The sequence below is a fragment of the Rhizobium cauense genome, assembly GCF_019511525.1.
GTDB classification, from domain to species: Bacteria; Pseudomonadota; Alphaproteobacteria; order Rhizobiales; family Rhizobiaceae; genus Rhizobium; species Rhizobium cauense.
In genome coordinates this window covers 86,237-111,434 of the sequence record NZ_JAEUAT010000019.1, presented here as the reverse complement: position 1 = coordinate 111,434, position 25,198 = coordinate 86,237, and the positions used below count along the sequence as shown (strand labels likewise).

The following is a 25,198-nucleotide window of genomic DNA, read 5'->3' as shown; positions in this document are numbered from 1 at the left end:
CGAGCATGACTACGGCACCGGGCGACCGCCGGATCGACTACGTGGAATTCAATGTCGGCAACATCGATGCCTCGAAGGCTTTCTACGGCAAAGCTTTCGGCTGGTCCTTCACAGACTACGGCCCTGAATACTGCGAGTTCGATGACGGGCGGCTCAAGGGTGGCTTTACAACACTGGGAGCGCCGAGGCCCGGAGGACCGCTTGTCGTCCTCCACACCCACGACCTCGAAGCTGCTCTTGCAAGCATAGAGACTGCCGGCGGAAAGATAGTGCGCCCCATCACTGCGTTTCCCGGTGGTCGCCGCTTTCACTTCTCCGACCCGGACGGATACGAGCTTGCCGTGTGGACGAAAAGCTGATCAGGCAACGACAGTCGACGCCGCGGCGCCAGCGTGTTGGAGGATGATCAGCGCCCCGATCACGCTTCCAGATGCGTCACGCAGCGGCGACATGCGGCAGCGGACAGTTCGGACATTGCCATTCTCGCGGCGTTGGTAAGCGTAGTCGCTTCGGCCGCCTGCAAAGCAAGCGTCAAGCTTCGCCTTGGCACCCTCATAGAAGCGCTTCTCGCCGATGAACTCGATCAGGTGACGCCCGATCATGTCGATCGGCTTCCTGCCGAGATACGTCGAGTTAACGGTGTTGGAATAGAGATAGCGATAGTCCCGCGTCAGTACCGCAACGCGGTCCGGTATTGCATCGAGGATTGCTGCATTCAGGAAATTGCCGTTGTCGACATCGGGCGTAAACGCGAATGGATCGGAAACGGGCAAACGTTCCACCGGCGGCATCTTCCAACGCGGCGCAGCAGCTCCGAAATACTTCGCCATAAGTTCGGAAAGCAGCGCGACGTAGCCACGGACGGCCTCGCTGTCCTCGGCATACTGGTCGATAAGGCAACTGACGAATTCCAGCTGCATGTGAACTTCGAGAATGCTTGTAGCGGGATGTCCGAGGATTGCGTCGACCAGCGGCTCGACCGAGCAATCCAGCATACTTACGCGTACGTCATCGCCCGCAGCGATTGCCGCGTCGATCTGCGCACAACACAGTGAGAACGCTCGAAAAAGCCCCAGCAAGACGCCTCCAAATGCATTCCATGACAGAATACGACCGAGATCGACTGAGCTTTGCATAACGCAAGTTGAAGCCAACAGCGCCTAGCTACTCGCCTTGATGGTAACCGGTAACATGACGCAAGTTCATATTCAATGAACGCAGGTGCATGTTTTTCAATGACAAGATATAGGTATCGACGGCAGTTTACTTCAGTACATTGTGCTTTATTTGCCAACGGTCGTGATACCAGAGCCACTGCTCGGGATACTCCCGTACCCAACTCTCCACCTTGTCGTTCAGCAGCTGCGCAGTCGCGACCATATCGAGGTTTCCGTTGGCGTCGCGGGGCATTTCGAGCTTCGGCTCGATTTCCAACCGGTAACGATTGTTCGGAAGACGGATGCATCGCGCCGGATAGACGTCGCAGTTGAACTGGCGAACGAGCTTCCCAAGCAGCGGATTGGTTTTTACGTCGAGGCCGAAGAACTTCGTATTCAGTCCCTTGCCGAACTTCTGGTCGACCAGCACGCCCACGCCCTGCCCGGCTTCCAACTGCCGCGCCAGCGCGAACGACGAACCGGCATGAGATGGCACGAGCTTGCCCATGCGGGCGCTTCGAAAGTCGAAGACCTTCTGCGCGACATAGGGGTTGTTCGGTGGTCGGAAGAGCACGGACACATAAAGACCGAACGCTGCACCAGCCACCGGCAGCAGCTCGAAGTTGCCCGTATGCCCCGTAAATACGATGAACGGCCGCGGATTTTCGAGCAGGTCGATGAAGATCGGTATGCCGGAAACTTCGACCCGGCCCGGTTCTTCGCGCTGATACTCGAAATCAAACAGCCGGTCGAGGAACACGTACTCGGCGGCGAGCCGCCCCATGTTGCCCCAGCTCGCCAAGGCGATCTCCTCAATCTCGGCATCACCCTTTTCGGGAAAGGCATTGCGGAGATTGGTCAGCATCAACCGGTGGCGCTTCGTGCGCGGGCCGAGCTTGCGCGTCAGCCAATCCGCAAAATTGATCGCACCGTCAGCGGGAAACAGCTTCAGGAAGTTCAGGAAACCGAACATTGCCTGGGCGATCAACCACTGGCGAAAGTGGATGAGGGCCAGCACGATCTTAGTGATGAAGAGCTTCAAGGGCTCAATCCATCTTGAGGATGATCTTGCCGAAGATCTGGCGCGATTCCATCCGCTCCAGCGCACGGTCGATGTCGTCGAAGCCAACTTCTGTGTCGATGACAGGATGCACCAGTCCACGCCCCATCTTCTGCATGGCGTTCGCCATGTTCTCCATGCGGCAACCGAAGGAGCCCAGCAGCTTCAGCTGTTGCTGGAAGAGCATCATCAGGTTCATCTCTGTCGAGACACCCGATGTCGAACCACAGGTAACAAGACGACCGCCTCGCTTCATGCAGAGCATCGATCCCGCCCAGGTGTCTTTGCCAACGTGCTCGAAAACGACGTCGACGCCCTTCTTCTTGGTGAGCTTTCGGACAACGCCCTCGAAGCGGTCGGTGCGATAATTGATGACGTGATCGGCGCCCAGCGCCTTGGCCTTCTCGATCTTGTCGTCGGAGCCAACAGTGGTGATGACGGTGCAGCCAATCTTCTTGGCGAGCTGGATCGCAGCCGTGCCGATGCCGGAACCGCCCGCATGCACCAGGATGGTTTCGCCGGGCTCGAGCTTCGCGTTGTCGAACAGCATGTGCTCGACGGTGCCGAACGTTACCGGAGCAAGTGCAGCGCCGACCGCATCGACACCGGGAGGCGCCGGAACGAGCAGGCGCGCAGGCAGGTTTACCTTCTCCTGCGCGAAACCATCGAGATGGAAGCCGTGAACGCCGGAAACATGTTCGCAGAGATTATCGCGCCCTTCACTGCATGGACGGCAGAGGCCGCAGGTGCGTGCACCGTAGATCGACACAAGTTGGCCGGGCAGAACATTGGCGACACCAGGTCCGATCGATTCAACGACGCCAGAGGCCTCGGCGCCGATGACGAGCGGCATCTTGCGCTTTGCAAAGGCCATACCGCGCCAACCCCAGACGTCGATGTGGTTGAGAGCGACGGCCTTGACGCGCAGTGTAACCTCACCCGCACCCGGAGCTTCGGGTTCCGGCAGGTCTGTGATCTCAAGCTTGCGATCGTCAATCAGTTGCAAAGCGCGCATAGCAAAGTCCTTCGCCTCAAGGGCGTTTTGTCTCGATGTTTTGTCGGGAACCGATTAAGCCGGTTCGAGCGCCATGACAAGGCTGGCGTTCTGTCCGCCGAAGCCGAACGAATTGGAAAGCACGGCACTGACCTGGCTTTCCCGCTTCTTGTTCGGCACGACATCGAGAACAATCGACGGATCGGGGTTCGTGTAGTTGATTGTCGGCGGCAACGTACCGGTCAACATCGTCTGCAGCGAGAATACCGCTTCGACAGCGCCTGCCGCCGTCAGCGTATGGCCGATCATCGACTTGTTCGACGACAACGGAATGGAGGACATCCGCTCGCCGAAGACGGCCAGCATGGACGCATACTCCATCTTGTCGTTTTCAGGTGTCGAGGTGCCGTGCGCATTGATGTAGCCGATATCGCCCTCGCCCATGCCGGCATCGGCCAGCGCGGCCCGGATCGTCGCGATCGCCGGTCCACCATCAGGAGAAGAACGGGTACGATGGAAAGAGTCGGCCTTTTCGCCAGCGCCCTTCATGATCCCCAGGATCTTCGCGCCACGCGCCACAGCCGCCTCGAGCGACTCCAGCACGAGCGTCGCCGCGCCCTCGGCGATGACGAAGCCGTCGCGATCCTTGCTGAACGGTTTGGAGGCCTTGGTCGGCGGGTCGTTCTGCGTGGAGAGAGCAGAAAGCAGCGAGAAGCGAATGAGTGCTTCCGCGCTTACCGATCCGTCGGTTGCCACGGCAAGCGCCCGCGACGTACGGCCCTGGCGGATCGCTTCGATGCCGAGCTGGATCGCGGTCGCGCCTGACGCACAGGCCGTCGACAGCGTTACCGGGAGGCCGCGCGTTCCGAAGCGGTCGGCCAGGCGCTCGGAAATTGCGCCGAACAGAGATGCTTCATGGAAGGCAGCGTCCGGACGCTGGCGCATTGCAGCCAGGAACCGGTCATAGGCATCGCCGGCATGATCGGCAGGCGGCGAACGGTCGGCGAGTTCGAAACGCGCACTCCATTCCGGCTCGATCGGCGGCGCGGCCAGGAACAGCGGCCCGTTGAAATCACCGCTGATATCGGCATCGGCAAGCGCTTCGATCGTGGTCTCCCGCGCGAATGCATAGGAGCGCTCGACCGCGTTGGCGACTGGAATGTCGATAAAATCGACCGTTCCGGCGATACGGGTCGAAAGCCCCTCGGTCGGGAAGCGATTGATCGCGTGAATTCCTGACGTGCCTGCGGTCAGCGCCGACCAGTTGTCCTTCAAGCCCTGCCCGAGGGAGGTGATGATACCGACACCCGTCACTGCGACGATCGGGCGGCCGAGATGATCCTTGTAAGCCGAATCTTTCATTTGCACACTCCTCACGCTTCCGCGGAAAGAACCGCGACGCCTTCGCCGCGCTGATGGCCGACTGTGGTAACGATGGCAGCCTTGGTCGCGGCGCCCATCGGCTTCTCGTGGGCCGGATCGAATACCGGCACCTTGGCTCCGCTGTCGACAGCCAGTGCCGCCATGGCTAGCCCGAGGGTGAAATGCGCCTCAAGTCCATGACCGGTGACGCCACCAAAGCCGCGAACGGCCGCGCCCGGAAGACTGCGTTCGAGAACTGCCTTTTCACGCTCCGCCAGATCCGGAATCCCGGTAGAGCCGGAGAAGATTGCAGTGCTCTCGGGCGGAAGGTCCGCCGAGGTCTCCAGCAGTCGCTCCAGCCGCTTCTCGAAATTGCCTGCATTGCGGTTACCACGATCGCCTTCGATGGAGGAGATCGACGCGTAGATATGCGCGCCACGAGCCTCGGCATGCGCTCGAGATTCCAGAACGAGGAATGCACCAACCGAGCCGGAAATTATGCCGCCCTTGTCGCGTGACCAGAGAGGCTGCCACTCGTCACGGCAGTAGACGTTGATGGCTTCGAACAACAGCACCATGTCCAGACGCTCCGCCGAATAAGCCCCGCCGACCAGAGCGTGCGTCGATTCACCCGACTTGATCCGGAAGAAGGCTGCTTCGACTGCCGAAATACCGGCAGACTCTTCGCCCATGAAGGTCCGGGAAGAACCTGTCACCTTGTGGACGATGGAAATATTGCCGGCGAGCAGGTTCGACAGCTGCGCCAGGAAAAGCGTTGGACGAAGCTCTGTCGTCAGCTTCTCGTTAAGCAGCGCTTCGCGGTCATTGCGCTTCAGGCCCTCGTCGACGATCAGCGTATCGACATTGATGTCGCGCTCGCCGCCACCAGCCGCAACGATCATGTCCATGCTGCCGCAGGCTTCCGCGTCATCCTTGAAGCCCGCGTCATCGAGTGCGAGGCCGGCTGCAAAGACGCCGATGCGCTGCCAATTTTCCATCTGCCGCTGATCACCACGCTTGGCGATCTGTTGCGACCAATCGATCTCCGGAAGCGGGTGAACCGGATAAGGCTTGAATTTTTCAAGCTCGACGATCGTCTGCGGCGCACTCCCGGCATTGAGCAGCGCGATATGCGGCTCCTTGCCGACGCCCTGGCACGTTACAATGCCGACGCCCGTGATCACGACATCATTTTGAGCCTTGCTCATCCATTCACTCCCTGCGCAGCGATCGCATCCATCAGGCCGACTTCGCCGGCCCGCTTCTTGACGATGTCTCCGAGCGGAACCTCGCTGAACGGCATGGTCCGCAGCTTGAGCTGCGCGTCGCAAACCTTTTTGCCGCCGCTTGTGATTTTCGCCTTTGTTACCGCAAATCCCGAGCCGTCGTGCTCCAGGAACGCCTCGATATCAAGCACCGCCTCCGGTTCGACGAATGTGCGCATCTTGGCGCCATCGACGGACATCAGAAAAGGCATCGCCGCAAAATCGGTGACCGCCAACACCAGCATACCCGATGCCTGCGCCATCGTTTCGATCAAAAGCACGCCGGGAACCAGGGGCATGCCGGGAAAATGACCTTCAAAGACCGGGCTTTTCGCCGGCACGACAGAGCGCGCCTTGAGCGTGCCTTTCTGAAGGTCGACCGCCTCGATGCGGTCAATCATCTGGAAGTATTCCAGTAGCATCGAATCCTCCGGCCACAAGGACACCTTGCCCTGCGGCTAGGCCTACTTAGGAACAAAACCGCCCGGCCGCCATGGTTAACAGCGGCAGGGCGGAGAAAAAGAGACGGTGCCGATCAGGCCTTGGCGGCGCGCAGCTCGTCGATCTTGGCACAGAGGTTCTTCAGCACGAAGTATTCTTCCGTGGAAACCTTGCCTTCGTTGACTTCCTGCGTCCACTTCTCGAGCGGGATCTTGATGCCGAATTCCTTGTCGATCGCAAAGACGATATCGAGGAAGTCGAGGCTGTCGATACCGAGGTCGTCGATCGTATGGCTCTCCGGCTTGATCGTATCGCGATCGATCTCGCTGGTTTCTGCAATGATGTCGGCAACTTTATCGAATGTAGCGGTCACGCCTTTACCTCTTGAAATGACGATTTAACCCTCCTCATAGGCAAATCCATTTCAAAAAGCCAATGCTTTCCGCCGTCTCGGCACGCAATTTGCACTGCAAGTGTTGCTTAAACAGCAAAGGATAATCGGTCGTTTCTCGCGCCGTCGGTTCGCGAACGCACTTGTCGGCGCTAGAGCAACACGAGAAAAAGCGCCAAGGCCGTCAGCGCAAGGATTGAACAACTGGCGTAAAAGACCGAAACGCCGTCCTCAATATCGGCCGCCGTTGCGATCTCGCGGCCGCCACCGTTGATCATCGGTTCCATCACGACAACCCCGGAATAGACACGCGGTCCTGCGAGTTGCACATTGAGAGCGCCAGCCATCGCCGCCTCTGGCCGTCCTGAATTCGGAGAGCGGTGCAGACCGCCATCGCGCGCGGCAACGCGCAACGCCTCCTTGCTGGGACCGCTGCCTCGGCGCAACCACGCGCCTGCCGCGATGAGGAAAATCGAAAGGCGCGCCGCCGGCCAGTTGGCGAAATCGTCCAGCCGGGCAGCGGCCCAGCCGAAATCGACATATTTCTCGGACTTATGGCCGATCATCGAATCGGCTGTGTTCAGCATCTTGTAGACGAACAGGCCGGGCAGCCCGAACACCGCATACCAAAGAGCCGGTGCAACAACGCCATCAGAGAAATTCTCAGCAAGGCTTTCGATCGCGGCGCGGCAGACGCCGGGCTCATCCAATGTTTCCGGATCCCGCCCGACGATTCGCGAGACAGCCAGCCGGCCACCGCTCAGACCATCGCTTTTCAGTCCAGCCGCAACTGCTTCCACATGATCGCCGAGGCTCTTCTGTGCCATGAAAACCGCCACGCAGAGCACCTCTAGCAATATCCCGACCGGGCCGAACAGCGAGAAAAACGAGTGAACCAAAAGGCCGGCGGCGGCGCTTAGGACCAGCAGAACGGTGATAGACCACACGCCATTGCGTCGACGCACACGCTTGTGGAGTTCGACGCGGTTGAACATCCGGTCGAAACGCGAGATCGCATTGCCGAACAGCACGACTGGATGCGGTAGCCGCATCCATAGCGCATCGGGATCGCCGATAATCCTGTCGAGAAGAAGGGCCAGAACCAGTACGAGGAGGTTATGGTCGAACGTCATGGCGCGAAACTCTGCAGTGCATCCGAAAGCCGCTGGTCGCCCGCTGTATTCGCGGCCAGACCAAACCGCAGCCAGCGTGGCTGATAGTCAAACTGGCGGACCAGAATATGATGCTTGCAGAGATGCCAGTGCAAATCGGCCGATCGTTCGTGATCGACAAGCGCGAAGAGATCGGTTCCACCCACAATCCGCAAGCCATTTTCCTCAAGGACCTTGCGCAATGCCCTGGCTCTTTCCTCGATCGCCCGCTGTATTTCATCTGTGTCGGAGCGCAGAAGAGCGGCTGCAGCCGAAAGAGCGGGGCCGGACACCGCCCATGGACCCAACAGGTCTTCAATGCGCTCCAGAATTGGTTGAGCGGCAATGACGAAACCCAAGCGCAATCCGGCAAGGCCAAAGAACTTGCCGAAGGAACGAGAGATGAGGACATTCGGCAGCTGCGGAGCGAAAGGGATCAGGCTCATTTTCGGGCATGTGTCGCCGAACGCCTCGTCCACCACGACAAAGCCGCCCCTCGTTTGCACCGATTCGCAGAATGCCGCGAGCCTGTCCGGCGTATGGCTGCGACCATCGGGGTTGTTGGGATTGACGATGACGACGATCGTATGATCGCTCTTGACGTCATCCAGATCAGCGACCCGATCAACGACGCAGCCCGCCCGCTCGAATGCGCGCTCATACTCGCCGTAGGTCGGCGTCAGGATTGCGACCCGCCTGCCAGCTTTGAAGAGGCGTGGCAACAGCTGGATGACCGACTGCGTCCCTGGTACAGGCAGCGGGAGAATGCTGCTGCGATAGTAGTTTTGCGCCGCCGCTCGCGCCTGATCAATCAGATGCCTGTCAGGAAGCCGGTGCCACGCGCGCATCGGAATTGCCGGCAGCGGCACCGGGCAAGGATTGATCCCTGTTGAAAGATCAAGCCAGTGCTCGGTCTCGCCGCCATGGATCGCGGCAGCGGCCGTGATGCCGCCCCCGTGAACGATCGGAGCGTTCATCGTGCCCCCTCGGCAAGGTCGATCAGGTGCATGTAGGATCCGGCAACGTTGCCACGCTGCAGGCCAGCCTGCCCGAGGTCGTTACCCAACGCATCCGACACCTCGAAAAGTCGATCGGCCTCGCCTTCGGAGACCACGTCCGAATAATGAAACTCGTGCGCTGTCATGGGCTGCTCGAAGTACGAGCCATTCAATGGCTTCACGCGCCGGTAGCCGAGGTGGCGTTTGCGCTCCTCGTAGCTGGTGACGACAGGCAAGAGACCAAGCATTTCGTGACGCTTTCCGGTGCCATCTATGAGGCCATCCCCGAGAACCATGTATCCGCCGCACTCACCATAGATTCGCACACCCCTGCGTGCAGCGTCGATGACCTTAGCCTTGAAATTGCCGGCCGCAGCGATCTGTCCGGGATGAAGTTCGGGATAGCCGCCCGGCAGATAGATCGCGTCGGCCGTCGGATCGGGTGCCTCGTCGGCGAGCGGTGAGAAGAATGAGATTTCCGCACCGCGCCGGCGCCAACCGAGAAGCATATGCTCGTAGGAAAAGGCAAAGGCGATGTCGCGCGCCACGGCGATCCTGCTACCGAGCGGCGGCAGCCGCGCAATGTTGGCAGTGGATGGACGGTTTAGCCCTTGGCGGGCAATGCGCAGCAGGAATTCGAAATTGCATTCTTCGGACACGGCATCCGCCGCATGCTCTATGAAGCTCTCGAGCGTCTGATGCTCTCCCGCCTGCACAAGGCCGAGATGCCTCTCGGGAAGGGCGATGTCATTGTCTCGGCGGACGACGGCAACGATCGGCATCCGGATCGCGTCGAGCGCCTTTCGGAGCATCATCTCATGGCGTTCGCCGCCAACCTTGTTGAGAATCACGCCGGCGATGCGAACATCGGCCCGGAAGCTGGCAAAGCCTGTGACGAGCGCCGCCACCGACTGCGACATATGCGAGGCATCGACGACGAAAACCACGGAAAGACCGAGCATGGCGGCAAGGTCGGCCGCAGTTCCCTTCCCGTCCGTCGCTCCGTCGAAGAGCCCCATCATCGCTTCGATGATGAGAATGCGGTCGCCGGAGCGATGCAGCGTCGCGTTAGCCGCGATCAGTTCCGGGCGCATTGCCCATGGGTCGAAGTTGAGACAGGCAACACCGCTTGCCGCCGCATGAAAGGCCGGATCGATGTAGTCGGGACCTGCCTTGCCGGGCGCGATCGCAACGCCGCGCCGTCGAAGCGCACGCAAAAGCCCCAGCGTCACCGTTGTCTTGCCCGACCCGGAGGACGGGGCTGCAATCAACAAACCGCTCATGCCGTCTCCCTGCTGTTCGAGTCTCGGAACGGATCGGGGCGCAGCCTCCGCCCCGCGAGCGCACCCAACCAATCAAGCGATGGCCTCAGCCGCACGACCTCCCCGACCACCACGATCGCGGGAGGCTCGAGCCCCGAGGCCGCGACAGCCGCTGATGCCTCGCCAAGTGTCGTCTCGAGCACCTGCTGGTCACCCGTCGATGCGTTGCAGACGAAGGCGACAGGTTCCATCGGGGATCGCCCTGCTGCAATGAGATTACGGCTGATCTGGGCAATATGCTTCATCGCCATATACATGACGATAACGGGCGAAGCCTTGCCGATGGCATCCCAGTTGATGGCATCCGGCACGATGCCCGAGGAGTCATGCCCGGTGAGGAATGTCACCGCATGATTGACATCCCTGTGCGTCACCGGAATGCCGGCATAAGCGAGCCCGCCGATACCGGCGGTAATGCCCGGTACGATGCGAAACGGGATATTGTGCTCGACCAGCGTCAAGGCTTCCTCGCCGCCGCGCCCGAAGACGAAGGGATCGCCACCCTTCAGACGCAGGACACGCTTGCCGGCACGGGCAAGCTCGACGAGGCGCAGCGAAATGTCGCGCTGCTTGGCGGAGGGCTTGCCACCGCGCTTCCCGGCATATTCCAGCAAGGCTTCGGGCCGTGCAAGCTTCAGACAATCGGCATTCACCAGCGCATCGTGAACCACCACGTCCGCCTCCGCCAGCCCCTTGGCCGCAAGAAGCGTCAGCAATCCGGGCTCGCCCGGACCCGCACCAACAAGCCAGACGCTGCCCAGCTCAAGAGCCGGCAGATGTGAAAACGCAGCTTCGATCATTGGCATGATCTATGCCCCGTCGCTGGCAAGGTCAACGTTGCAGATCGGGCAGGCGTGCGATGTGAAGGCACACCTGCTCCGACCGCTCTATCGCGGGTGATCGTTGCTTGCGATTTCGCGCTCCGCAATCGGCGTGACGACACCCAATCCTCACGCCCGCAGCAGAGTATCGCGGATGAGATCGATAACCTTCTCGGATTCGATGCCGGTGCAGACAACCTGGCTTGGCAGGCCATCCCAAGCACCGGGTGGGAAGCGGCGGCCGTCCGGCTTCACGATCGTCTGCCCGTCTGCAATTCCGCCGCAGACGACGCGCACCGGGCCGCTGATTGTGGAGAACAGCGCAGGCGCGACGACGTAGACGCAGGCGCAGCTGTCATGAACCATCATGCCGTCTTCGACCGCGTGCTTGTAGAAATCTATGTAGTCCTGCGAGAGATCGTTCAGCAGCTTGACGGCGCTGTCGCCCTTGCCCGCAACGTCGGCAAGGTAGCCGCGGCTCATCGTCGTGATTGCGGTCACGTCGAGGCCAATGACGGCAACCTTCCAGGGTGCGGTCAGAACGATGTCGGCGGCCTCGGGATCGCCATGGATGTTGGCTTCGGCGACCGGCGACACGTTGCCCGGGACGTAGAAGTTGCCGCCCATGATGACGACGTCCTTCACGAGGCCGGCGATCTCGGGATCTTCCTTGAGCGCCATCGCGAGATTGGTCATGCGGCCGACGGCCACCAGCCTTACCTCGCCGGGATTGGCGCGGACCGTATCGATGATGAAGCGATGCGCAGGGCGCGGATCGACCGGGAGATCGACCGTTTCGGGCACTTCGATGTCACCAAGACCGTTCTCGCCATGCACGAAGGTCGGCCATGCGCCCTCCTTCCTTGTCGGATCGATGGTGACGCTGGCACCCTTGGCAACGGGCGCAGGAATGTTCCATTCGCGTTTGAGGAACAGCGCATTGCGTGTCGTCGTCTCCACCGACGCGTTGCCGAAAACGGTCGTGATACCGATCAGATCGATGTCGGGATGGCGATGCAGGAAGAGCAGCGCCATTGCATCATCGACGCCCGGATCCGTGTCATAAATGACCTTGTGCATGAGTGTGCCTCTTTTGGTTATTGTCGCAGGGCAGCCGGACGGCGCCGCGAAGTCGGCGGCCACCATAACGCCCGCTAATCTTTCTGCAACAGGGCACACGCAATCGCTGCGGTGGCATGTCGTGACTTGATCTTCGGAACGACCAACTCCGCATGCGATCCGATCGCTGCCAGCGCCGCGGATTCGGCGACTCCATGACACCCCACCCGAGCGAAAACGATCGCTGAAGGATTTTTCAGCCTCGGCGTTTCCTCCTCGAGGTGCACCGCACTGAAGAACTCTGGCACCACCCCGAATTGGCGCGCTACGGCAAGGATTGCGGGTTCGCTGCTCCGGCTATCGATGGAGGCAACGGCGACCAACTCATCCCAGCCGATCGCCGCCGCAGCAAGCGCCGAGGTAACCAGCTCGATTACCTCGTCTTCCGGTGCTCCACGCTCACAGCCGAGGCCGAGCGCGAACCGGCGTGTTCTATCGAATACAATTCCTGTCACGTGCGACAACGAAACCCCGCCCCTGTATCGAGCAAGCCATTGCAGCATGGGCCCAGAAATGCAACATGCGCCGCGTACCGCAGTCCAGGTCCAGAGTTCCCTCCTTGTCCGATCTTGCCCCTCATCTGCTTTTCATGCTGGCCGCAGCCGCCTTTCTCGCTGGATTCGTCGATTCCATCGCTGGTGGCGGAGGCCTGATTACCGTCCCGGCGATGCTGATTGCAGGCATCCCGCCGCTGCAGACGCTTGGCACCAACAAGGTTCAATCCGTATTCGGGGCAGCCTCGGCCACCATCGCCTATGCCCGGAAGGGACACGTGCATCTGCGCACACAGCTGCCCATGGCGCTGATGGCCGTCTTTGGCGGTGCGCTCGGAGCCGCTTTGGCAACGATTGTGCCGGGTGACGTCCTGCGGGCAATCATGCCGGTCCTTCTTGTGGCGATCGCGCTCTACTTTGCTCTGAAGCCGAATCTCAATGACGTCGACAAGCATCGCCGCATGACACCCTTCGTCTTCGGTCTGACATTGGTGCCGGCCATCGGGTTTTACGACGGCGTGTTCGGTCCGGGCACCGGCTCGTTCTTCATGCTGTCCTTTGTATCGCTCGCCGGCTTCGGTATGCTGAAGGCAACGGCCCATACCAAGCTTTTGAACTTCGGCTCGAATGTCGGCGCCCTCACCATCTTCATTTCATTTGGCGCGATCCTGTGGAAGATCGGACTGATGATGGGCGTCTGCCAGTTTCTTGGCGCTCAGCTTGGCTCACGGCTGGCGATGCGAACCGGCGCGCGCCTGATCAAGCCTCTGCTGGTCGTCGTCTGCGTCGCCTTCACGATCAAGCTCCTGGCCGATCCGGCCAATCCGATCCGCGTCTGGCTTGAAATCTGACGCCGCGTCCGATTACCTCCGGCGTAATTGATGAGGCGCCGGCTCTTCTCCATCATCGCGATGCCTGAACGAACCGGGCGCCAACAGGAGATGATGCAATGACCGATGCGAACACCAAAGCCCAGCGCTACATCGCGATCTGGAACGAGACGGACGCGTTCCGCCGCGTCGCGCTAATCGCTGAAAGCTGGCACGAGACGGCAACCTATATCGATCCTTTGATGCGCGGCGAAGGTCATGAGCAGATCAATGCACTGGTTGAAGCCGTTCACGCGCGCTTCCCAGGTTTTCGTTTCGAACTTCTCGGGCCCGCCGATGGTTATGGCGACAGCCTGCGCTTTTCGTGGGGCCTCGGGCCGGCCGGTGGCCAACACCTCATCAAGGGCACAGATTTCGCCATGCTCGAAGGCGGACGGCTGAAGGCCGTGCACGGCTTCATCGACCAGCTTCCGGAAGCCGCGTGATGACCCCCGCCCGCTCCCTTGGAGACTATCTCCGCGATTGGCGGCAGAAGCGCCGAATGAGCCAGCTTGACCTCGCTCTGGAGGCCGAGATCTCGCAGAGACATCTGAGCTTCATCGAGAGCGGGCGTTCGATCCCCAGCCGCGACATGCTGCTGCATCTGGCTGAGCGGCTCGGCGTGCCGCTCAGAGACCGCAATCCGATGCTGCTTGCCGCAGGTTTTGCGCCGCTGTTTTCAGAGCGTTCACTCGATGATCCGGCGCTCAAACCGGCTCGGCGGGCCGTCGATATGGTCCTCAAGGGGCACGAACCCTACCCCGCACTTGCAATCGACCGGCATTGGACGTTGGTTGCCGCCAATGACGCGGTCGCTCCGCTTCTTGCCGGCGTCGGAGATCGGGCTTTGCTCGAAGGCCCGATCAACGTTCTCCGCCTTAGCCTGCATCCAAATGGGCTGGCTCCAAAAATCGCCAACCTGCCCGAATGGCGTGCACATCTTCTCGAGCGCCTGCACCAGCAAATTTCGGTTACAGGCGATCCGATTCTCGGCGAATTGATGAAGGAACTGTCAGCCTACCCGCTACCTCGGGAGCAATCAGAGGGAAGCAAGTCGGACTATGCTGGTATCGTCCACCCCTCTCGAACTGGAGACCGAGGCAGGGCGCATGTCCTTCCTCTCCACAACCACTGTCTTCGGGACACCTGCGGACGTGACCCTCTCCGAGTTGGCGATCGAATCCTTCTTTCCTGCCAACGAACAGACGGCAGCGATTGTCAGGCAAATGGCACGGGGCAACGCCTAGAAAAGAGCAAGCAACAGCGCCCCGCCGGCGATCAGGCTGACGCCGAGCCAGTTCACGAGATTGAGCTTCTCGCCGAGAAAGACGACGCCGAAGACGGCGACGAGGACAATCGATAGCTTGTCGATCGGAGCGACGCGTGCGGCATCGCCAATCTTCAGCGCGCGGAAATAGGCGAGCCACGAGGCACCGGTCGCCGCTCCCGAAAGGCAGAGGAACAGCCACGTCTTGCCTGAAATGCTTGACAATGGCTGCCACTGCCCGGTGGCCGCGACAATGGCGCTGATGATGAAGACGATGACGACGGTGCGGATCAGGGTGGCGAGATCGGAATTGATGCCGGCGACGCCGATCTTGGCAAATATCGCCGTCAATGCGGCGAAAGCCGCCGAAAGCACCGCCCAGAAAATCCAGCTCTGCGTCATCAGAACTCCACGCCCGCCTGCCCCTTGATGCCCGAACGGAACGGATGCTTGATCAGCTCCATCTCGGTCACGAGATCAGCGATCTCGATCAGTTCGTCCTTGGCGTTGCGCCCGGTCAGGACGACATGAGTCATATACGGCTTCTCGTTCTTCAGGAATTCCACCACCTCGTTGATGTCGAGGTAATCATATCGAAGCGCGATGTTGATCTCGTCGAGCAGCACCATGGAATTGCGCTCGTCGCGGATCAACTCTTTCGCCTTCTCCCAGGCGGCACCGGCCGCTGCCACATCGCGGGCGCGATCCTGCGTCTCCCAGGTGAAGCCCTCGCCCATGGTGTGAAACTGGCAGATGTCGGAGAAGTGCTTTTCGATCAGGTCGCGCTCGCCAGTCCACATCGCACCCTTGATGAACTGCACGACGGCCGAAGGCTTGCCATGCGCGATGTGCCGGAAGATCATCCCGAAGGCAGACGAAGACTTGCCCTTGCCCTTCCCGGTATGGACAATGATAAGGCCCTTCTCATCGGTCTTTGAGGCCATGATCTTGTCGCGGGCAGCCTTCTTCTTCGCCATCTTCTCGGCGTGGCGGGCGTCGTCGTGGCCAGCGGCTTCGGTGGTTTCGTCGGTCATCTCAATGTTCCCCGGATGCAAGCTTGCCCTGATGCAAGCCGAATGTGTCTGAAAGGTCGAACCGCGCCGAATTGCTGCGCGGCGTCCAGAGGCGGCGGTCGATCGCTTCCAGCAGCCGCTCCTTCATGTCGGCGAAGGCGGCCGGATTCTTCTCGATCATGAAATCGCGGACATCAGGATCCACCACGAAAGCCTGGTAGACGGCCTCGAAGTGGTGATTGCCAACCGCACCCGTCGTCGCCGCAAAGGCAAAAAGGTAATCGACGGTAGCGGCAATCTCGAAGGCGCCCTTGTAGCCGTGGCGCATGACGCCATCGATCCACTTCGGGTTCACGACACGACCGCGCACCACACGCCCGATCTCTTCCTCCAGAGAACGGATGACCGGCTTCTCAGGCCTCGAATGATCGTTGTGATAGATCGACGGCCGATCGCCCGCGAGCATTTCAGCCGCAGCTGCCATCCCGCCCTCGAACTGGTAATAGTCGTCGCTATCAAGAAGATCGTGCTCGCGATTGTCCTGGTTCTGCACGACCGCCTGGATCGAGCGCAATCGCTCCTCGAAAACGCCACGTTCCGCCCGGCCCTCTTCGCCGGCGCCATAGGCGTAGCTGCCCCATACGAGATAGGCTTCGGCCAGATCGGCGCGGCGCTCCCATCCCTTCTCATCGATCAGCGCTTGCAACCCTGCCCCATAGGCTCCCGGCTTCGAACCGAAGATGCGATAGCCCGCGCGGCGGCCAGCCTGTGTGGCATCCAGTCCGGCTGCTTCAAGACGTGCGGCTTCGCCACGCATCCGCTCGGCAATCGGGTTGTCCGCAGCATCCTCTTCCAGCACCCCGACGGCGCGAATTGCCTTGTCGAACAGAGCGATCTGCTCCGGAAAGGCATCGCGGAAGAAGCCCGAAATACGCAGCGTCACATCGACGCGCGGGCGGCGCAGCAGTGCGGGCGGAATGATCTCGTAGCCGGTGACGCGCCGCGAGGTCATGTCCCACACCGGCCTCACGCCGATCAGCGCCAGCGCCTGGGCGATATCGTCACCGCCGGTACGCATGTTCGAGGTTCCCCAGGCGGTGAGACCAAACGATACCGGCCACTCGCCGTGATCCTGCACATAACGACGGATCAACAGTTCGGCGGACTTCTTCCCGAGCTCATAGGCCGCCGGCGTCGGCACGGCCCGGCTGTCGACCGAGTAGAAATTGCGTCCGGTCGGCAGCACGTCCGGTCGGCCCCGGGTCGGCGCACCGGATGGTCCCGGCGCCACGAAACGGCCGTCGAGCCCTCGAAGCAGGCCTTCTATTTCGGCAGCGCCGCAGGCGAGAATGGCAGGCTTGAGCCGTGTTTCGATCTCGGCCAGAACGGCTCTGGTTTGGGACCAGAGGGTTGGGCACTGCGTTTCGCCGGAAACGAGTTTCGCAGCCAGCAGTTCGATGCGCTCAACGGTATCGCCTTGGGTGCGCCAGGGGTCAGACGAGAGGCTCGCAAGGATATCGGGGCGTGGCCCTGTCCATGTGGCGGCCATGTCGCAATCGAGGGGGTCGAAGGAGAGGTTTGCGCCACTCATACCCCCGTCTGCGTCACCCATAATCCCGACAACATCACCCAACCCCGCATCCACGGCAATCGCCCGCTGCAAGCTCCGGTCACCACCCTCACCCAACGCACGCGGAACCCTGGCCAGCGCAACCGTCAGATCCGTCAGCAGCCTACCTTGCGGCGAGACGCCGAAGACATGCAGGCCGTCGCGGATCTGCATCTCCTTGAGATCGCAGAGATAGGCGTCGAGCTTCTTCAACGCTTCGGTCTCGCTCTCGCCCTTGTCGATGCCGGCATCGCGATCGAGGCCGATGTCGGCGACGAGATCGAGGATCTGCTTGCTGAGAAGCCGGATGCGGCGCGGATCGCCGCCCGACGCCTCGTAGTACTCGTCAACAAGCGCTTCCAGATCCTTCAGCGGCCCGTAGCTCTCGGCGCGCGTCAGCGGCGGCGTCAGGTGATCGATGATGACCGCGCCGGCGCGACGCTTCGCCTGCGTCCCTTCGCCGGGATCGTTGACGATGAAGGGGTAGAGATGCGGCATGGGGCCGAGGATGGCTTCCGGGTAGCATTCCTCCGACAGCGCCAGCGCCTTGCCCGGCAGCCATTCCAGATTGCCGTGCTTGCCCATGTGAATGACCGCGTGAGCGCCGAACTCGTGGCGAAGGAAAGCATAGAAGGCGAGATAGCCGTGCGGCGGCACGAGATCCGGAGAATGATAGCTTTCCTTCGGATCGATGTCGTAGCCGCGCGCCGGCTGGATGCCGACCAGCACCGCCCCGAGCCGCATGAACGGCAGCGCAAAGGCTCCGTCCACGACGTAGGGATCGGCCTCGGGCGCACCCCAGCGCACGCCGATTTCATCCTGAATCTTTTTCGGAAGACTTTCGAAGAAGGCTTTGTAACGACTCAGGGAAAGCGATTCGCGGATGACCCTGCCGTCGCTACCGGAATTTGTCGGCCCTTCCATCAGACGCCGGATAAGCTCGTCGCCATCGCGAGGCACGTCTGCAACCGAATAACCGGCTGCGCGCATGGCCTTGAGCACCTCGACAGTGCCGGCGGGCGTGTCCAGCCCGACCCCATTGCCGAGCCTGCCGTCACGGTTCGGATAATTCGCAAGGACAAGTGCGATGCGCCGCTCGCCGGCGGCCGTGGTGCGGAGCTTCGCCCAATTTGCGGCAAGCCGGGCGGTATAGCGCATCCGCTCCAGATCGGGCTCGCTGCCGACGATATTGGCCTCGACCCTAGCATCGTAGCGGGCGGCCGACTTGAAGGAGACGGCACGCGACAGCACGCGGCCGTCCACCTCGGGCAGCGCGACGTTCATGCCGAGATCGCGCGCCGACAGCCCTTGCGAGGACGCGGCCCACGTCTGACGCGACGAGGCCGAAAAGATCGCCTGCAGCACGACGGCGTCGTTGGCTTCGAGAACGGTCGGCTCGCGATCCGCGCCGGGCGCGGATACTGCGAAGCCCGTCGTGTTGATCACCACTTCGGGCTTGATTACATCAAACACGCTTTCCAGAACGCCCTTCGACACGGGATCCTTGAGACTGTAGGCGAACACCGGCAGCGGCCTGATGCCTTCAGCAAGCAAGGTGTCAATCAATGCTTCGACAGGTCTTGTCTCGCCGCTCTGTACGAGCGCACCGTAGAAGCTGACTGCCACGACGGGAAAATGTGACATCCCCGGAGGGACTCGAACCCGCTCGCCGCACGCCGACTTCCACTCTTCCACGCCAAGCACGCCCTTGCCCGGCCACCAGATGCCGGCCTTCATCAGCGGCGATGCCGCCTCCGGCTTTTCCACGCCCGACAACAAAGCGCTGGCATAGTCCAGAAACGCGCGCGAATTCGAATCGCCACCCTCGATCAGGTAGGCCCAAAGCGCGTTCAGGTCCTCAAGCGGAACATTCGAAAACGGCGTCAAACCCGCGTCCGGCTTCGAATCTCCCGGCAAAACGGCAATCAGCGCGCCGGATCGATCCGCCGCCGCGTGAAGCGCCTCCAGCGTATAGTGAAAATAGCTGGCGCCACCCAGCGCCCTGACAACGATCAGCTTCGCATGCCGGGCCGTCCGCTCGATATAGGCATCGACCGACATCGGATGCTTGAGGCTCATCAGGCTTGCGAGCCGCAGCGAGAAACCGGCCGCCGCCTCGTCATAGGCGGCGGCGATCGCGGCAAGCTCGGTATCGGCGGCTGACAGGAACAGGACGTCGCCGGGAGACTGACCGAGATCGATCGCCTCCTCGCCGTCGCTGATCGATCCCTGCTGTGCCAGAAGCAGATGCATCGGACTGCCCTATGCCAGCGCTGCGATCGCCTTGCGCACCGCTGCCTCATCCATCTCGTGCAGTCCGATGACAACAAGGCGGGTACCGCGCGCTTCGCCAGGCGCCCATGCGCGATCGAAATAGTGGTCGATACGGCTGCCGACTGCCTGCAACTGCAGACGCATCGGCTTGCCCGGAACATCGACGAAGCCCTTGAGCCGCAGCACGTCATGTTCGCCGATGATGCCCTTCAGCGCATCCACAAAGGCTGCCGGATTGGCAATAGCCCCGAGTTCCACAACGAAGCTGTCGAACTCGTCGTGATCATGGGCGACGCCGTCCTCATGCTCGAGCTCATGATGGGACTTGCGGTTGACCACATCGTCTTCCGTTCCGACGCCGAGCCCGAGCAGCACGCTCGCGGGAACCTCGCCATTGCGCGCTTCGATCATGACGGGCTTGCGGGCAATGCGCGAAGCGACCTCGTCGCGCACGCGGCCAAGGCCGTCAGTATCGAGAAGATCGGTCTTGTTGAGGACGATCAGATCGGCGCAGGTCAGCTGGTCCTCGAAAAGCTCCTCGATCGGGCTCTCATGGTCGAGCGACTCGTCCTCGACCCGACGAGCCTCGACCGCATCGTGATCATCGGCAAAGCGGCCGGCTGCGACGGCGGCGCTGTCGACGACAGTAATCACGCCATCGACAGTGACCTGCGTGCGGATATCGGGCCAGTTGAAGGCGGCAACGAGTGGCTGCGGCAGCGCCAGGCCTGAGGTTTCGATGACGATATGATCGGGGCGCTGCTCGCGCTCCAGAAGTTTGGTCATCGTCGGGATGAAGTCGTCGGCAACCGTGCAGCAGATGCAGCCGTTGGTAAGTTCGATGATATCGTCCTCGGTGCAATTCTCCGCGCCGCAGCCCTTCAGCACCTCGCCATCGACGCCGAGATCGCCGAACTCGTTGATGATAAGCGCGATCTTCTTGCCGTTCGTATTGGAAAGCAGATTGCGGATCATCGTCGTCTTGCCGGCGCCGAGGAAGCCGGTGATCACGGTCGCCGGAATTTTCTGCTGGTTCATGAATTCAACCCTTCATCTTCAGCGGCAGACCTGCCGCGATAAAATACACGTCCGCGGCCTCTGCCGCGATCATTTGATGCAAGCGACCGGCGTGATCGCGGAACTCCCGCGCCATGCGGTTCTCAGGAACGATACCAAGACCGACCTCATTGGAAACGATCACGAGACGCGCACGCGCCGTCGGCAGATACGCGGCAAGCGAAGCAAACTCGGCCTCCATGTCGCGCTCTTCCATCATCAGGTTAGTGACCCAAAGCGTCAGGCAATCAACAAGGATCGCCCGCCCCTCGCCGTCGATCGCCCGCAGGGAGCCGACCAGATCGAGTGGCTCTTCGTGCGTATGCCAGAGCTCGCCACGATCGGCCTTGTGCTTGTCGATCCGGGCGCGCATTTCCTCGTCCCAGGCCCGGCCCGTCGCCACGTAGTGGCGCTTAAGGCCGGTCGAAACGACCAGTTGTTCGGCAAAGCGTGATTTTCCCGAGCGCGCACCGCCGAGGACGAAGGTCGCACCGGACAATATCGGGGTCATGGTAGATGATATCCGATCTGCGGAACGCTGCCGCAAGGAACCGGAATGGCTGCAGAACGCAGCCGAAAACTCTTCTGTTCAGCCATGACAACCTCCGTGCTGGCAGCGGGCATCGCCCAGGAATGGGCTTCTCGCCCGGCACGATTGGCAGGTCTCCTGGCTCGCGGGTCTTGGCCGCGATCGGGGCAGACCGGAAACCGGTCGCCCCAGATCGTGCCAGCGGATCTTCCTCGCCTTCCCGGCTGCATTTCATGAAAAGGCGGACGATTCGTAGACGTCAGAGGCGTCCTGCCCCGGTTGATCATGATGCACTGCCAGTGACTTTTCCGTCGCCACCTCCGCGCCGCCCGCCTGCACCATTGCAGGCTGTCATCAACGCGAAAACAACGCCGGACGGAAAACCCTGACCGCTCTACAGTCGCGGGGTCGGCTATGATGACGGTGCCCGGATTGGGTCCACCGCTTCACATTCCCTTTTCATCCGCACCGATTCAACCGGTCCGGAACCATCCGTTATGAATTCATCGTTAGGCAAGGCCGATGGCGAAGTCAATCTTATGCGGCCACCCACGCAAACGCACCTTATGGAGTTCGCAGTCTCAAGACGACCTTCTCTACCAAATTTATCGTCTTTTATCAGTGATTTACGTCGTAAATAATTGTTGTCGCCGCCGGTCTTTTGCCGCAATTGGGTCGCAAGCGGGTCGCGCTACAGATTTGCCCGCCTCCCCACTGCACTTGATCGCGCCTACACCTGCCTAGTTTTCCTGTGATGCTCCTAAAAATCGATATTCGCCGTTTCGGTCCGTTCCATACCCTTCTCGATAGCGGGCGGATGCGCGCCTTGCTGCGACGCAGCGAAATGGGCATGGTCATCGCAGGCGCGATCGTCGGGGTAATTTCCGGCCTGGCGGTGACCGGCATGAGTCTCATTTCCCGCGAAATGCACAGCCTGATCTTCGGAATCAGCGACGTCGAAAGACTGAGTTCGTCGCAGATCGACAACAAGCTGCTGTTGCTGACAGCTCCGGTCTGCGGCGGCATCTTGCTGGGGCTGCTATTGTTCGTGCTTGCCAAAACCCGCAAGAAACCAATGGTGGATCCAATTGAGGCAAACGCGTTGCATGGCGGTCGGCTATCTCTCACCGACAGTATCCTGGTCGCGGTCCAGAACCTGATTTCAAATGGCTTTGGCGCGTCTGTGGGCCTGGAAGCCGGCTATACACAATTGGCGGCGGGGCTTGCCTCGAAATTAGGTCTCAAGCTGCAGCTTCGCCGTTCGGATCTGCGCGTTCTCGTCGGATGCGGAGCAGCGGGAGCCATATCAGCCGCCTTCAACGCACCGCTAACGGGCGCATTCTATGCGTTCGAGCTCATCATCGCATCGTATACGATCGTCTCCCTCACCCCGGTCGTCGTTTCCGCACTCGTGTCGACCCAGATTGCACGGCTGCTCGCCGGCAGCGATTTCGTGATCGACGTCGGCGATTTCGGCACTGTGATGCCTGCCGATTATGTACCAGCACTCCTTCTCGGCGCATTCTGCGCGGGTGTCGGCATCCTCATCATGCAGGGCGTCGCCTGGATCGAGGAACTGGCTCGTCGGAGCTCCATTGCACCACCACTGCGCCCTGCGCTCGGCGGCATCGTCGTCGGTCTGCTCGCATTGATTACGCCTCAGGTATTGTCGGCGGGCCACGGAGCACTCCACCTTAATCTGGGGCGCGACGTTGCCATCCCGGCGCTTATCGGCCTTTTCCTTCTGAAAGCCTTCGCTTCCGCGATCTCGATCGGCTCGGGTTTCAGAGGCGGCCTGTTCTTTGCGTCGTTGTTCATGGGCGCCTTGCTCGGCAAGCTGTTCGCCTATTCAGCGCCCTATTTCGCGAATGCAACCCTGACCCCGATCATCTACGCCGTCGTCGGCATGAGTTCACTCGCCGTCGCCGTCATCGGCGGTCCCTTGACGATGACGTTCCTGGCGCTCGAGATTACCGGCGACTTCCCTATCACCGCGCTTGTGCTCGCGGCCTCCATCACCTCGTCGCTGGTCGTGCGCAGCACCTTCGGCTACTCTTTCGCGACATGGCGCTTCCATCTGCGTGGCGAGAGCATTCGCAGCGCACACGATGTCGGCTGGATCCGCAACCTCACGGTCAACAGGCTGATGCGTGCGGACGTGAAGACCGCCAACGTCAGTCTCTCCGTAGACGAGTTCAAGGAGCTCTTCCCCATTGGCTCGGCCCAGCGTGTCGTCCTCGTCGATGATACAGGCAAATACAGTGGATTGGTGCTGGTTCCCGATGTCTACGCCAACCTGACCGACACGGATGACGCCAACAAGGATCTCAGTGAGTTCATTCGCTACAAGCATGATTTTCTGCAGCCGCAGATGAACGCCAAGCAGGCGGCCGCGATCTTCGACAAGACAGAGAGCGAAGCACTCGCCGTCGTCAACAATCTGATCGAGCGCAAGGTCATCGGCCAGCTCAGCGAGGCCTACACGCTTCGCCGCTACAGCGAAGAACTCGACCGCCGCCGACGCGAAATATCCGGGGAGATCTAGCCGAAGATCTCGTCAAGCCAGCGCCGGTCGAGGCATGTCTCCAGTTCGGCCGCAACGGCGTCCAACGCCCTCTCGACGCCGGCACGATAGTCGTGCGTCTCGCCGGAAAGACCAAAGCTGCGCAGCAAATTGGCGCGATAAGCGTCGCTCGCAAAGAGCCCATGCAGATAAGTACCGACAATCCGGCCGTCGGCGGATACGGCGCCGTCTGGCTTTCCATCGACAATCGCAAACGGACGACCACAATCTTCTCCGGCGGTGATGCCCAGGTGGATCTGATAGCCGGCCAACGGGCTACCATCCTCCACCGATACAGCGACGCTGTTGCGTACCGTCTTTTCCGCCGCCATTTCGGTCTCGACATCCAGCAGCCCGAGGCCTGTTGTCTCTACCGTGTCACCCTCTATGCCCAGGGGATCGCAGACCCTGCGTCCGAGCATCTGATAGCCGCCGCAGATGCCGATCACCCGGCCGCCCCGCTTCACATGCGCAAGAAGATCGACATCCCAGCCCTGCGTGCGCATATCCGCCAGATCCGATATCGTCGACTTCGAACCGGGCAGGATGACCAGTCGGGCGTCGGGCGGCAGCGGTTCGCCAGGGCGGACAAAAACCAAATCCACACCCGGCTCAGCCCTCAACGGATCGAGGTCGTCGAAATTTGCGATCCGTGGAAAGACCGGTACGGCAACCTTCAGTGCAGCAGCGCCACCGCGTGCCAGGCGTTCCAGCGCCACCGAATCCTCGGCAGGCAACTGCGAGGCGTGCTTGAGCCATGGAACCACACCGAAGCATGGCCAACCGGTATAGCCCCGTACCGCTTCGATTCCTGCGTCAAACAGCGAAACGTCACCGCGGAACTTGTTGATAATGTAGCCGGATATCATTGCGCGGTCCTCCCCAGACAGGATCGCGTGCGTGCCGACCAGCGAGGCGATCACACCGCCGCGATCGATATCACCGACGAGAACGACCGGCACGCCTGCGCGCGTCGCAAATCCCATATTGGCGATATCGCCGGCCCTGAGATTGATTTCGGCAGGCGATCCCGCGCCCTCCACGATCACGAGATCCGCTCCGTTGGAAACCACTGCGAAACTCTGCATCACGTAGTCAAGGAGCGTGGGCTTGAGCTTTTGATAGTCTCGGCCCTTGGCCTGCCCCCAGACCTTGCCCTGAACGATGATCTGGCTGCCGTATTCGGTTTGCGGCTTGAGCAACACAGGGTTCATGTGCACAGAGGAAGGCACCCGCGCAGCCAGCGACTGCAGCCATTGCGCTCGACCGATCTCCCCGCCGTCATCAGCGACTGCGGCGTTGTTCGACATGTTCTGCGGCTTGAATGGACGGACCGACAGGCCGCGATTGGCAGCAAGCCTGCAAAGCCCGGCCACAAGAACGGTCTTGCCGACATCGGAGCCGGTACCTTGCAGCATGATGGCCTTGGTCATTGTCTGGGAA

At 61.0% G+C, this 25,198-nt stretch carries 23 protein-coding genes, 1 pseudogene and 1 riboswitch; of the genes and pseudogenes, 5 read left to right on the top strand and 19 right to left on the bottom strand.

Features of this window, described 5'->3' with window-relative positions:
* The first annotated feature begins 5 nt into the window (after positions 1 to 5).
* Entirely contained in the window at positions 6 to 359 is a 354-nt protein-coding gene (locus JNB88_RS27025; RefSeq protein WP_220358135.1) for a VOC family protein, read from the top strand.
* Here the strand turns inward: JNB88_RS27025 and JNB88_RS27020 are convergent, their stop codons facing one another.
* The 13 genes from JNB88_RS27020 to JNB88_RS26960 all read right to left on the bottom strand — a co-directional run bounded on the left by JNB88_RS27020 (position 360) and on the right by JNB88_RS26960 (position 12,536).
* Entirely contained in the window at positions 360 to 1,079 is a 720-nt protein-coding gene (locus JNB88_RS27020) for a PAS domain-containing protein (RefSeq protein WP_220358134.1), read from the bottom strand.
* A gap of 184 nt (positions 1,080 to 1,263) precedes the next feature.
* Complete coding sequence (locus JNB88_RS27015) at positions 1,264 to 2,199, bottom strand: lipid A biosynthesis lauroyl acyltransferase (RefSeq protein ID WP_220358133.1); 936 nt, start codon at positions 2,197 to 2,199, stop codon at positions 1,264 to 1,266.
* A gap of 4 nt (positions 2,200 to 2,203) precedes the next feature.
* The gene (locus tag JNB88_RS27010; RefSeq protein ID WP_220358132.1) at positions 2,204 to 3,232 is read right to left on the bottom strand and encodes a zinc-binding dehydrogenase; all 1,029 of its coding nucleotides are present in this window, start codon (positions 3,230 to 3,232) and stop codon (positions 2,204 to 2,206) included.
* Between the two features lie 54 nt (positions 3,233 to 3,286).
* On the bottom strand, positions 3,287 to 4,573 hold the full coding sequence (locus JNB88_RS27005; RefSeq protein ID WP_037128522.1) for a beta-ketoacyl-ACP synthase: 1,287 nt from the start codon (positions 4,571 to 4,573) through the stop codon (positions 3,287 to 3,289).
* A gap of 11 nt (positions 4,574 to 4,584) precedes the next feature.
* On the bottom strand, positions 4,585 to 5,781 hold the full coding sequence (locus JNB88_RS27000; protein WP_037128525.1) for a beta-ketoacyl-ACP synthase: 1,197 nt from the start codon (positions 5,779 to 5,781) through the stop codon (positions 4,585 to 4,587).
* Complete coding sequence (locus JNB88_RS26995; protein WP_220358131.1) at positions 5,778 to 6,260, bottom strand: ApeI family dehydratase; 483 nt, start codon at positions 6,258 to 6,260, stop codon at positions 5,778 to 5,780. Before JNB88_RS26995 ends, JNB88_RS27000 begins: the two co-directional genes overlap by 4 nt.
* Before the next feature lie 113 nt (positions 6,261 to 6,373).
* A complete protein-coding gene (locus JNB88_RS26990) occupies positions 6,374 to 6,652 on the bottom strand; it encodes an acyl carrier protein (RefSeq protein ID WP_007533215.1) in 279 nt (92 codons plus the stop codon).
* 170 nt (positions 6,653 to 6,822) lie between these two features.
* A complete protein-coding gene (gene cbiB, locus JNB88_RS26985; protein WP_220358130.1) occupies positions 6,823 to 7,803 on the bottom strand; it encodes an adenosylcobinamide-phosphate synthase CbiB in 981 nt (326 codons plus the stop codon).
* Positions 7,800 to 8,798: a threonine-phosphate decarboxylase CobD gene (gene cobD, locus JNB88_RS26980; protein ID WP_220358129.1), complete on the bottom strand. Its 999-nt coding sequence runs from the start codon at positions 8,796 to 8,798 to the stop codon at positions 7,800 to 7,802. Before cobD ends, cbiB begins: the two co-directional genes overlap by 4 nt.
* The gene (locus JNB88_RS26975) at positions 8,795 to 10,102 is read right to left on the bottom strand and encodes a cobyrinic acid a,c-diamide synthase CobB (protein WP_220358128.1); all 1,308 of its coding nucleotides are present in this window, start codon (positions 10,100 to 10,102) and stop codon (positions 8,795 to 8,797) included. The genes cobD and JNB88_RS26975 overlap by 4 nt, the downstream gene beginning before the upstream one ends.
* Positions 10,099 to 10,941, bottom strand: a complete 843-nt coding sequence (gene cobA / locus JNB88_RS26970) for a uroporphyrinogen-III C-methyltransferase (RefSeq protein WP_220358163.1) — start codon at positions 10,939 to 10,941, stop codon at positions 10,099 to 10,101. Before cobA ends, JNB88_RS26975 begins: the two co-directional genes overlap by 4 nt.
* A gap of 150 nt (positions 10,942 to 11,091) precedes the next feature.
* The gene (locus JNB88_RS26965; protein ID WP_220358127.1) at positions 11,092 to 12,042 is read right to left on the bottom strand and encodes a nucleoside hydrolase; all 951 of its coding nucleotides are present in this window, start codon (positions 12,040 to 12,042) and stop codon (positions 11,092 to 11,094) included.
* Positions 12,043 to 12,116: 74 nt separating this feature from the next.
* Entirely contained in the window at positions 12,117 to 12,536 is a 420-nt protein-coding gene (locus tag JNB88_RS26960) for a cobalamin biosynthesis protein (RefSeq protein ID WP_338111050.1), read from the bottom strand.
* A gap of 104 nt (positions 12,537 to 12,640) precedes the next feature.
* On the opposite strand from JNB88_RS26960, the gene JNB88_RS26955 reads away from it, so the two are divergent.
* From JNB88_RS26955 to JNB88_RS26945, 3 genes and pseudogenes are all read left to right on the top strand, one after another.
* Complete coding sequence (locus JNB88_RS26955; RefSeq protein ID WP_220358125.1) at positions 12,641 to 13,426, top strand: TSUP family transporter; 786 nt, start codon at positions 12,641 to 12,643, stop codon at positions 13,424 to 13,426.
* Positions 13,427 to 13,524: 98 nt separating this feature from the next.
* On the top strand, positions 13,525 to 13,890 hold the full coding sequence (locus tag JNB88_RS26950; RefSeq protein ID WP_220358124.1) for a nuclear transport factor 2 family protein: 366 nt from the start codon (positions 13,525 to 13,527) through the stop codon (positions 13,888 to 13,890).
* Positions 13,890 to 14,691, top strand: a pseudogene (locus JNB88_RS26945) (helix-turn-helix domain-containing protein). Before JNB88_RS26950 ends, JNB88_RS26945 begins: the two are co-directional and overlap by 1 nt.
* On the opposite strand, the gene JNB88_RS26940 reads toward JNB88_RS26945, so the two are convergent.
* Genes JNB88_RS26940 through cobU form a run of 5 tightly spaced genes read right to left on the bottom strand, consistent with a single transcriptional unit; the run spans position 14,688 to position 21,174 of the window.
* Entirely contained in the window at positions 14,688 to 15,113 is a 426-nt protein-coding gene (locus JNB88_RS26940; RefSeq protein ID WP_037128545.1) for an EamA family transporter, read from the bottom strand. The pseudogene JNB88_RS26945 and the gene JNB88_RS26940 overlap by 4 nt on opposite strands.
* Positions 15,113 to 15,745 carry a cob(I)yrinic acid a,c-diamide adenosyltransferase gene (gene cobO, locus JNB88_RS26935; RefSeq protein ID WP_220358123.1) on the bottom strand — a complete coding sequence of 211 codons (633 nt, stop codon included), beginning with the start codon at positions 15,743 to 15,745 and terminating at the stop codon, positions 15,113 to 15,115. The genes JNB88_RS26940 and cobO overlap by 1 nt, the downstream gene beginning before the upstream one ends.
* 1 nt (position 15,746) lies before the next feature.
* Positions 15,747 to 19,586 (bottom strand): cobaltochelatase subunit CobN, encoded by a 3,840-nt coding sequence (gene cobN / locus JNB88_RS26930; protein WP_220358122.1) that lies wholly within the window; start codon positions 19,584 to 19,586, stop codon positions 15,747 to 15,749.
* Between the two features lie 9 nt (positions 19,587 to 19,595).
* Positions 19,596 to 20,645 carry a cobalamin biosynthesis protein CobW gene (gene cobW, locus JNB88_RS26925; RefSeq protein ID WP_220358121.1) on the bottom strand — a complete coding sequence of 350 codons (1,050 nt, stop codon included), beginning with the start codon at positions 20,643 to 20,645 and terminating at the stop codon, positions 19,596 to 19,598.
* Between the two features lie 4 nt (positions 20,646 to 20,649).
* On the bottom strand, positions 20,650 to 21,174 hold the full coding sequence (cobU, locus tag JNB88_RS26920; RefSeq protein WP_220358120.1) for a bifunctional adenosylcobinamide kinase/adenosylcobinamide-phosphate guanylyltransferase: 525 nt from the start codon (positions 21,172 to 21,174) through the stop codon (positions 20,650 to 20,652).
* Between the two features lie 129 nt (positions 21,175 to 21,303).
* Positions 21,304 to 21,700: riboswitch (cobalamin riboswitch) on the bottom strand.
* 246 nt (positions 21,701 to 21,946) lie between these two features.
* On the opposite strand from cobU, the gene JNB88_RS26915 reads away from it, so the two are divergent.
* Positions 21,947 to 23,737, top strand: a complete 1,791-nt coding sequence (locus tag JNB88_RS26915) for a chloride channel protein (protein WP_220358119.1) — start codon at positions 21,947 to 21,949, stop codon at positions 23,735 to 23,737.
* Here the strand turns inward: JNB88_RS26915 and JNB88_RS26910 are convergent.
* Entirely contained in the window at positions 23,734 to 25,188 is a 1,455-nt protein-coding gene (locus tag JNB88_RS26910) for a cobyric acid synthase (protein WP_220358118.1), read from the bottom strand. The two genes, JNB88_RS26915 and JNB88_RS26910, sit on opposite strands and share 4 nt — an antisense overlap.
* Between the last annotated feature and the right edge of the window lie 10 nt (positions 25,189 to 25,198).

Bases quoted from the DNA above. Each gene is read 5' to 3' on its own strand.
- JNB88_RS26995 (WP_220358131.1), bottom strand. From the start codon at position 6,260: ATGCTACTGGAATACTTCCAGATGATTGACCGCATCGAGGCGGTCGAC.
- JNB88_RS27025 (WP_220358135.1), top strand. From the start codon at position 6: ATGACTACGGCACCGGGCGACCGCCGGATCGACTACGTGGAATTCAAT.
- JNB88_RS26975 (WP_220358128.1), bottom strand. From the start codon at position 10,102: ATGAGCGGTTTGTTGATTGCAGCCCCGTCCTCCGGGTCGGGCAAGACA.
- cbiB (WP_220358130.1), bottom strand. From the start codon at position 7,803: ATGACGTTCGACCATAACCTCCTCGTACTGGTTCTGGCCCTTCTTCTC.
- cobU (WP_220358120.1), bottom strand. From the start codon at position 21,174: ATGACCCCGATATTGTCCGGTGCGACCTTCGTCCTCGGCGGTGCGCGC.
- JNB88_RS26965 (WP_220358127.1), bottom strand. From the start codon at position 12,042: ATGCACAAGGTCATTTATGACACGGATCCGGGCGTCGATGATGCAATG.
- cobN (WP_220358122.1), bottom strand. From the start codon at position 19,586: ATGCATCTGCTTCTGGCACAGCAGGGATCGATCAGCGACGGCGAGGAG.
- JNB88_RS27000 (WP_037128525.1), bottom strand. From the start codon at position 5,781: ATGAGCAAGGCTCAAAATGATGTCGTGATCACGGGCGTCGGCATTGTA.
- JNB88_RS26940 (WP_037128545.1), bottom strand. From the start codon at position 15,113: ATGACGCAGAGCTGGATTTTCTGGGCGGTGCTTTCGGCGGCTTTCGCC.
- cobD (WP_220358129.1), bottom strand. From the start codon at position 8,798: ATGAACGCTCCGATCGTTCACGGGGGCGGCATCACGGCCGCTGCCGCG.
- JNB88_RS27010 (WP_220358132.1), bottom strand. From the start codon at position 3,232: ATGCGCGCTTTGCAACTGATTGACGATCGCAAGCTTGAGATCACAGAC.
- cobW (WP_220358121.1), bottom strand. From the start codon at position 20,645: ATGAACCAGCAGAAAATTCCGGCGACCGTGATCACCGGCTTCCTCGGC.
- cobA (WP_220358163.1), bottom strand. From the start codon at position 10,941: ATGATCGAAGCTGCGTTTTCACATCTGCCGGCTCTTGAGCTGGGCAGC.
- cobO (WP_220358123.1), bottom strand. From the start codon at position 15,745: ATGACCGACGAAACCACCGAAGCCGCTGGCCACGACGACGCCCGCCAC.
- JNB88_RS26915 (WP_220358119.1), top strand. From the start codon at position 21,947: ATGCTCCTAAAAATCGATATTCGCCGTTTCGGTCCGTTCCATACCCTT.
- JNB88_RS27005 (WP_037128522.1), bottom strand. From the start codon at position 4,573: ATGAAAGATTCGGCTTACAAGGATCATCTCGGCCGCCCGATCGTCGCA.
- JNB88_RS26910 (WP_220358118.1), bottom strand. From the start codon at position 25,188: ATGACCAAGGCCATCATGCTGCAAGGTACCGGCTCCGATGTCGGCAAG.
- JNB88_RS26950 (WP_220358124.1), top strand. From the start codon at position 13,525: ATGACCGATGCGAACACCAAAGCCCAGCGCTACATCGCGATCTGGAAC.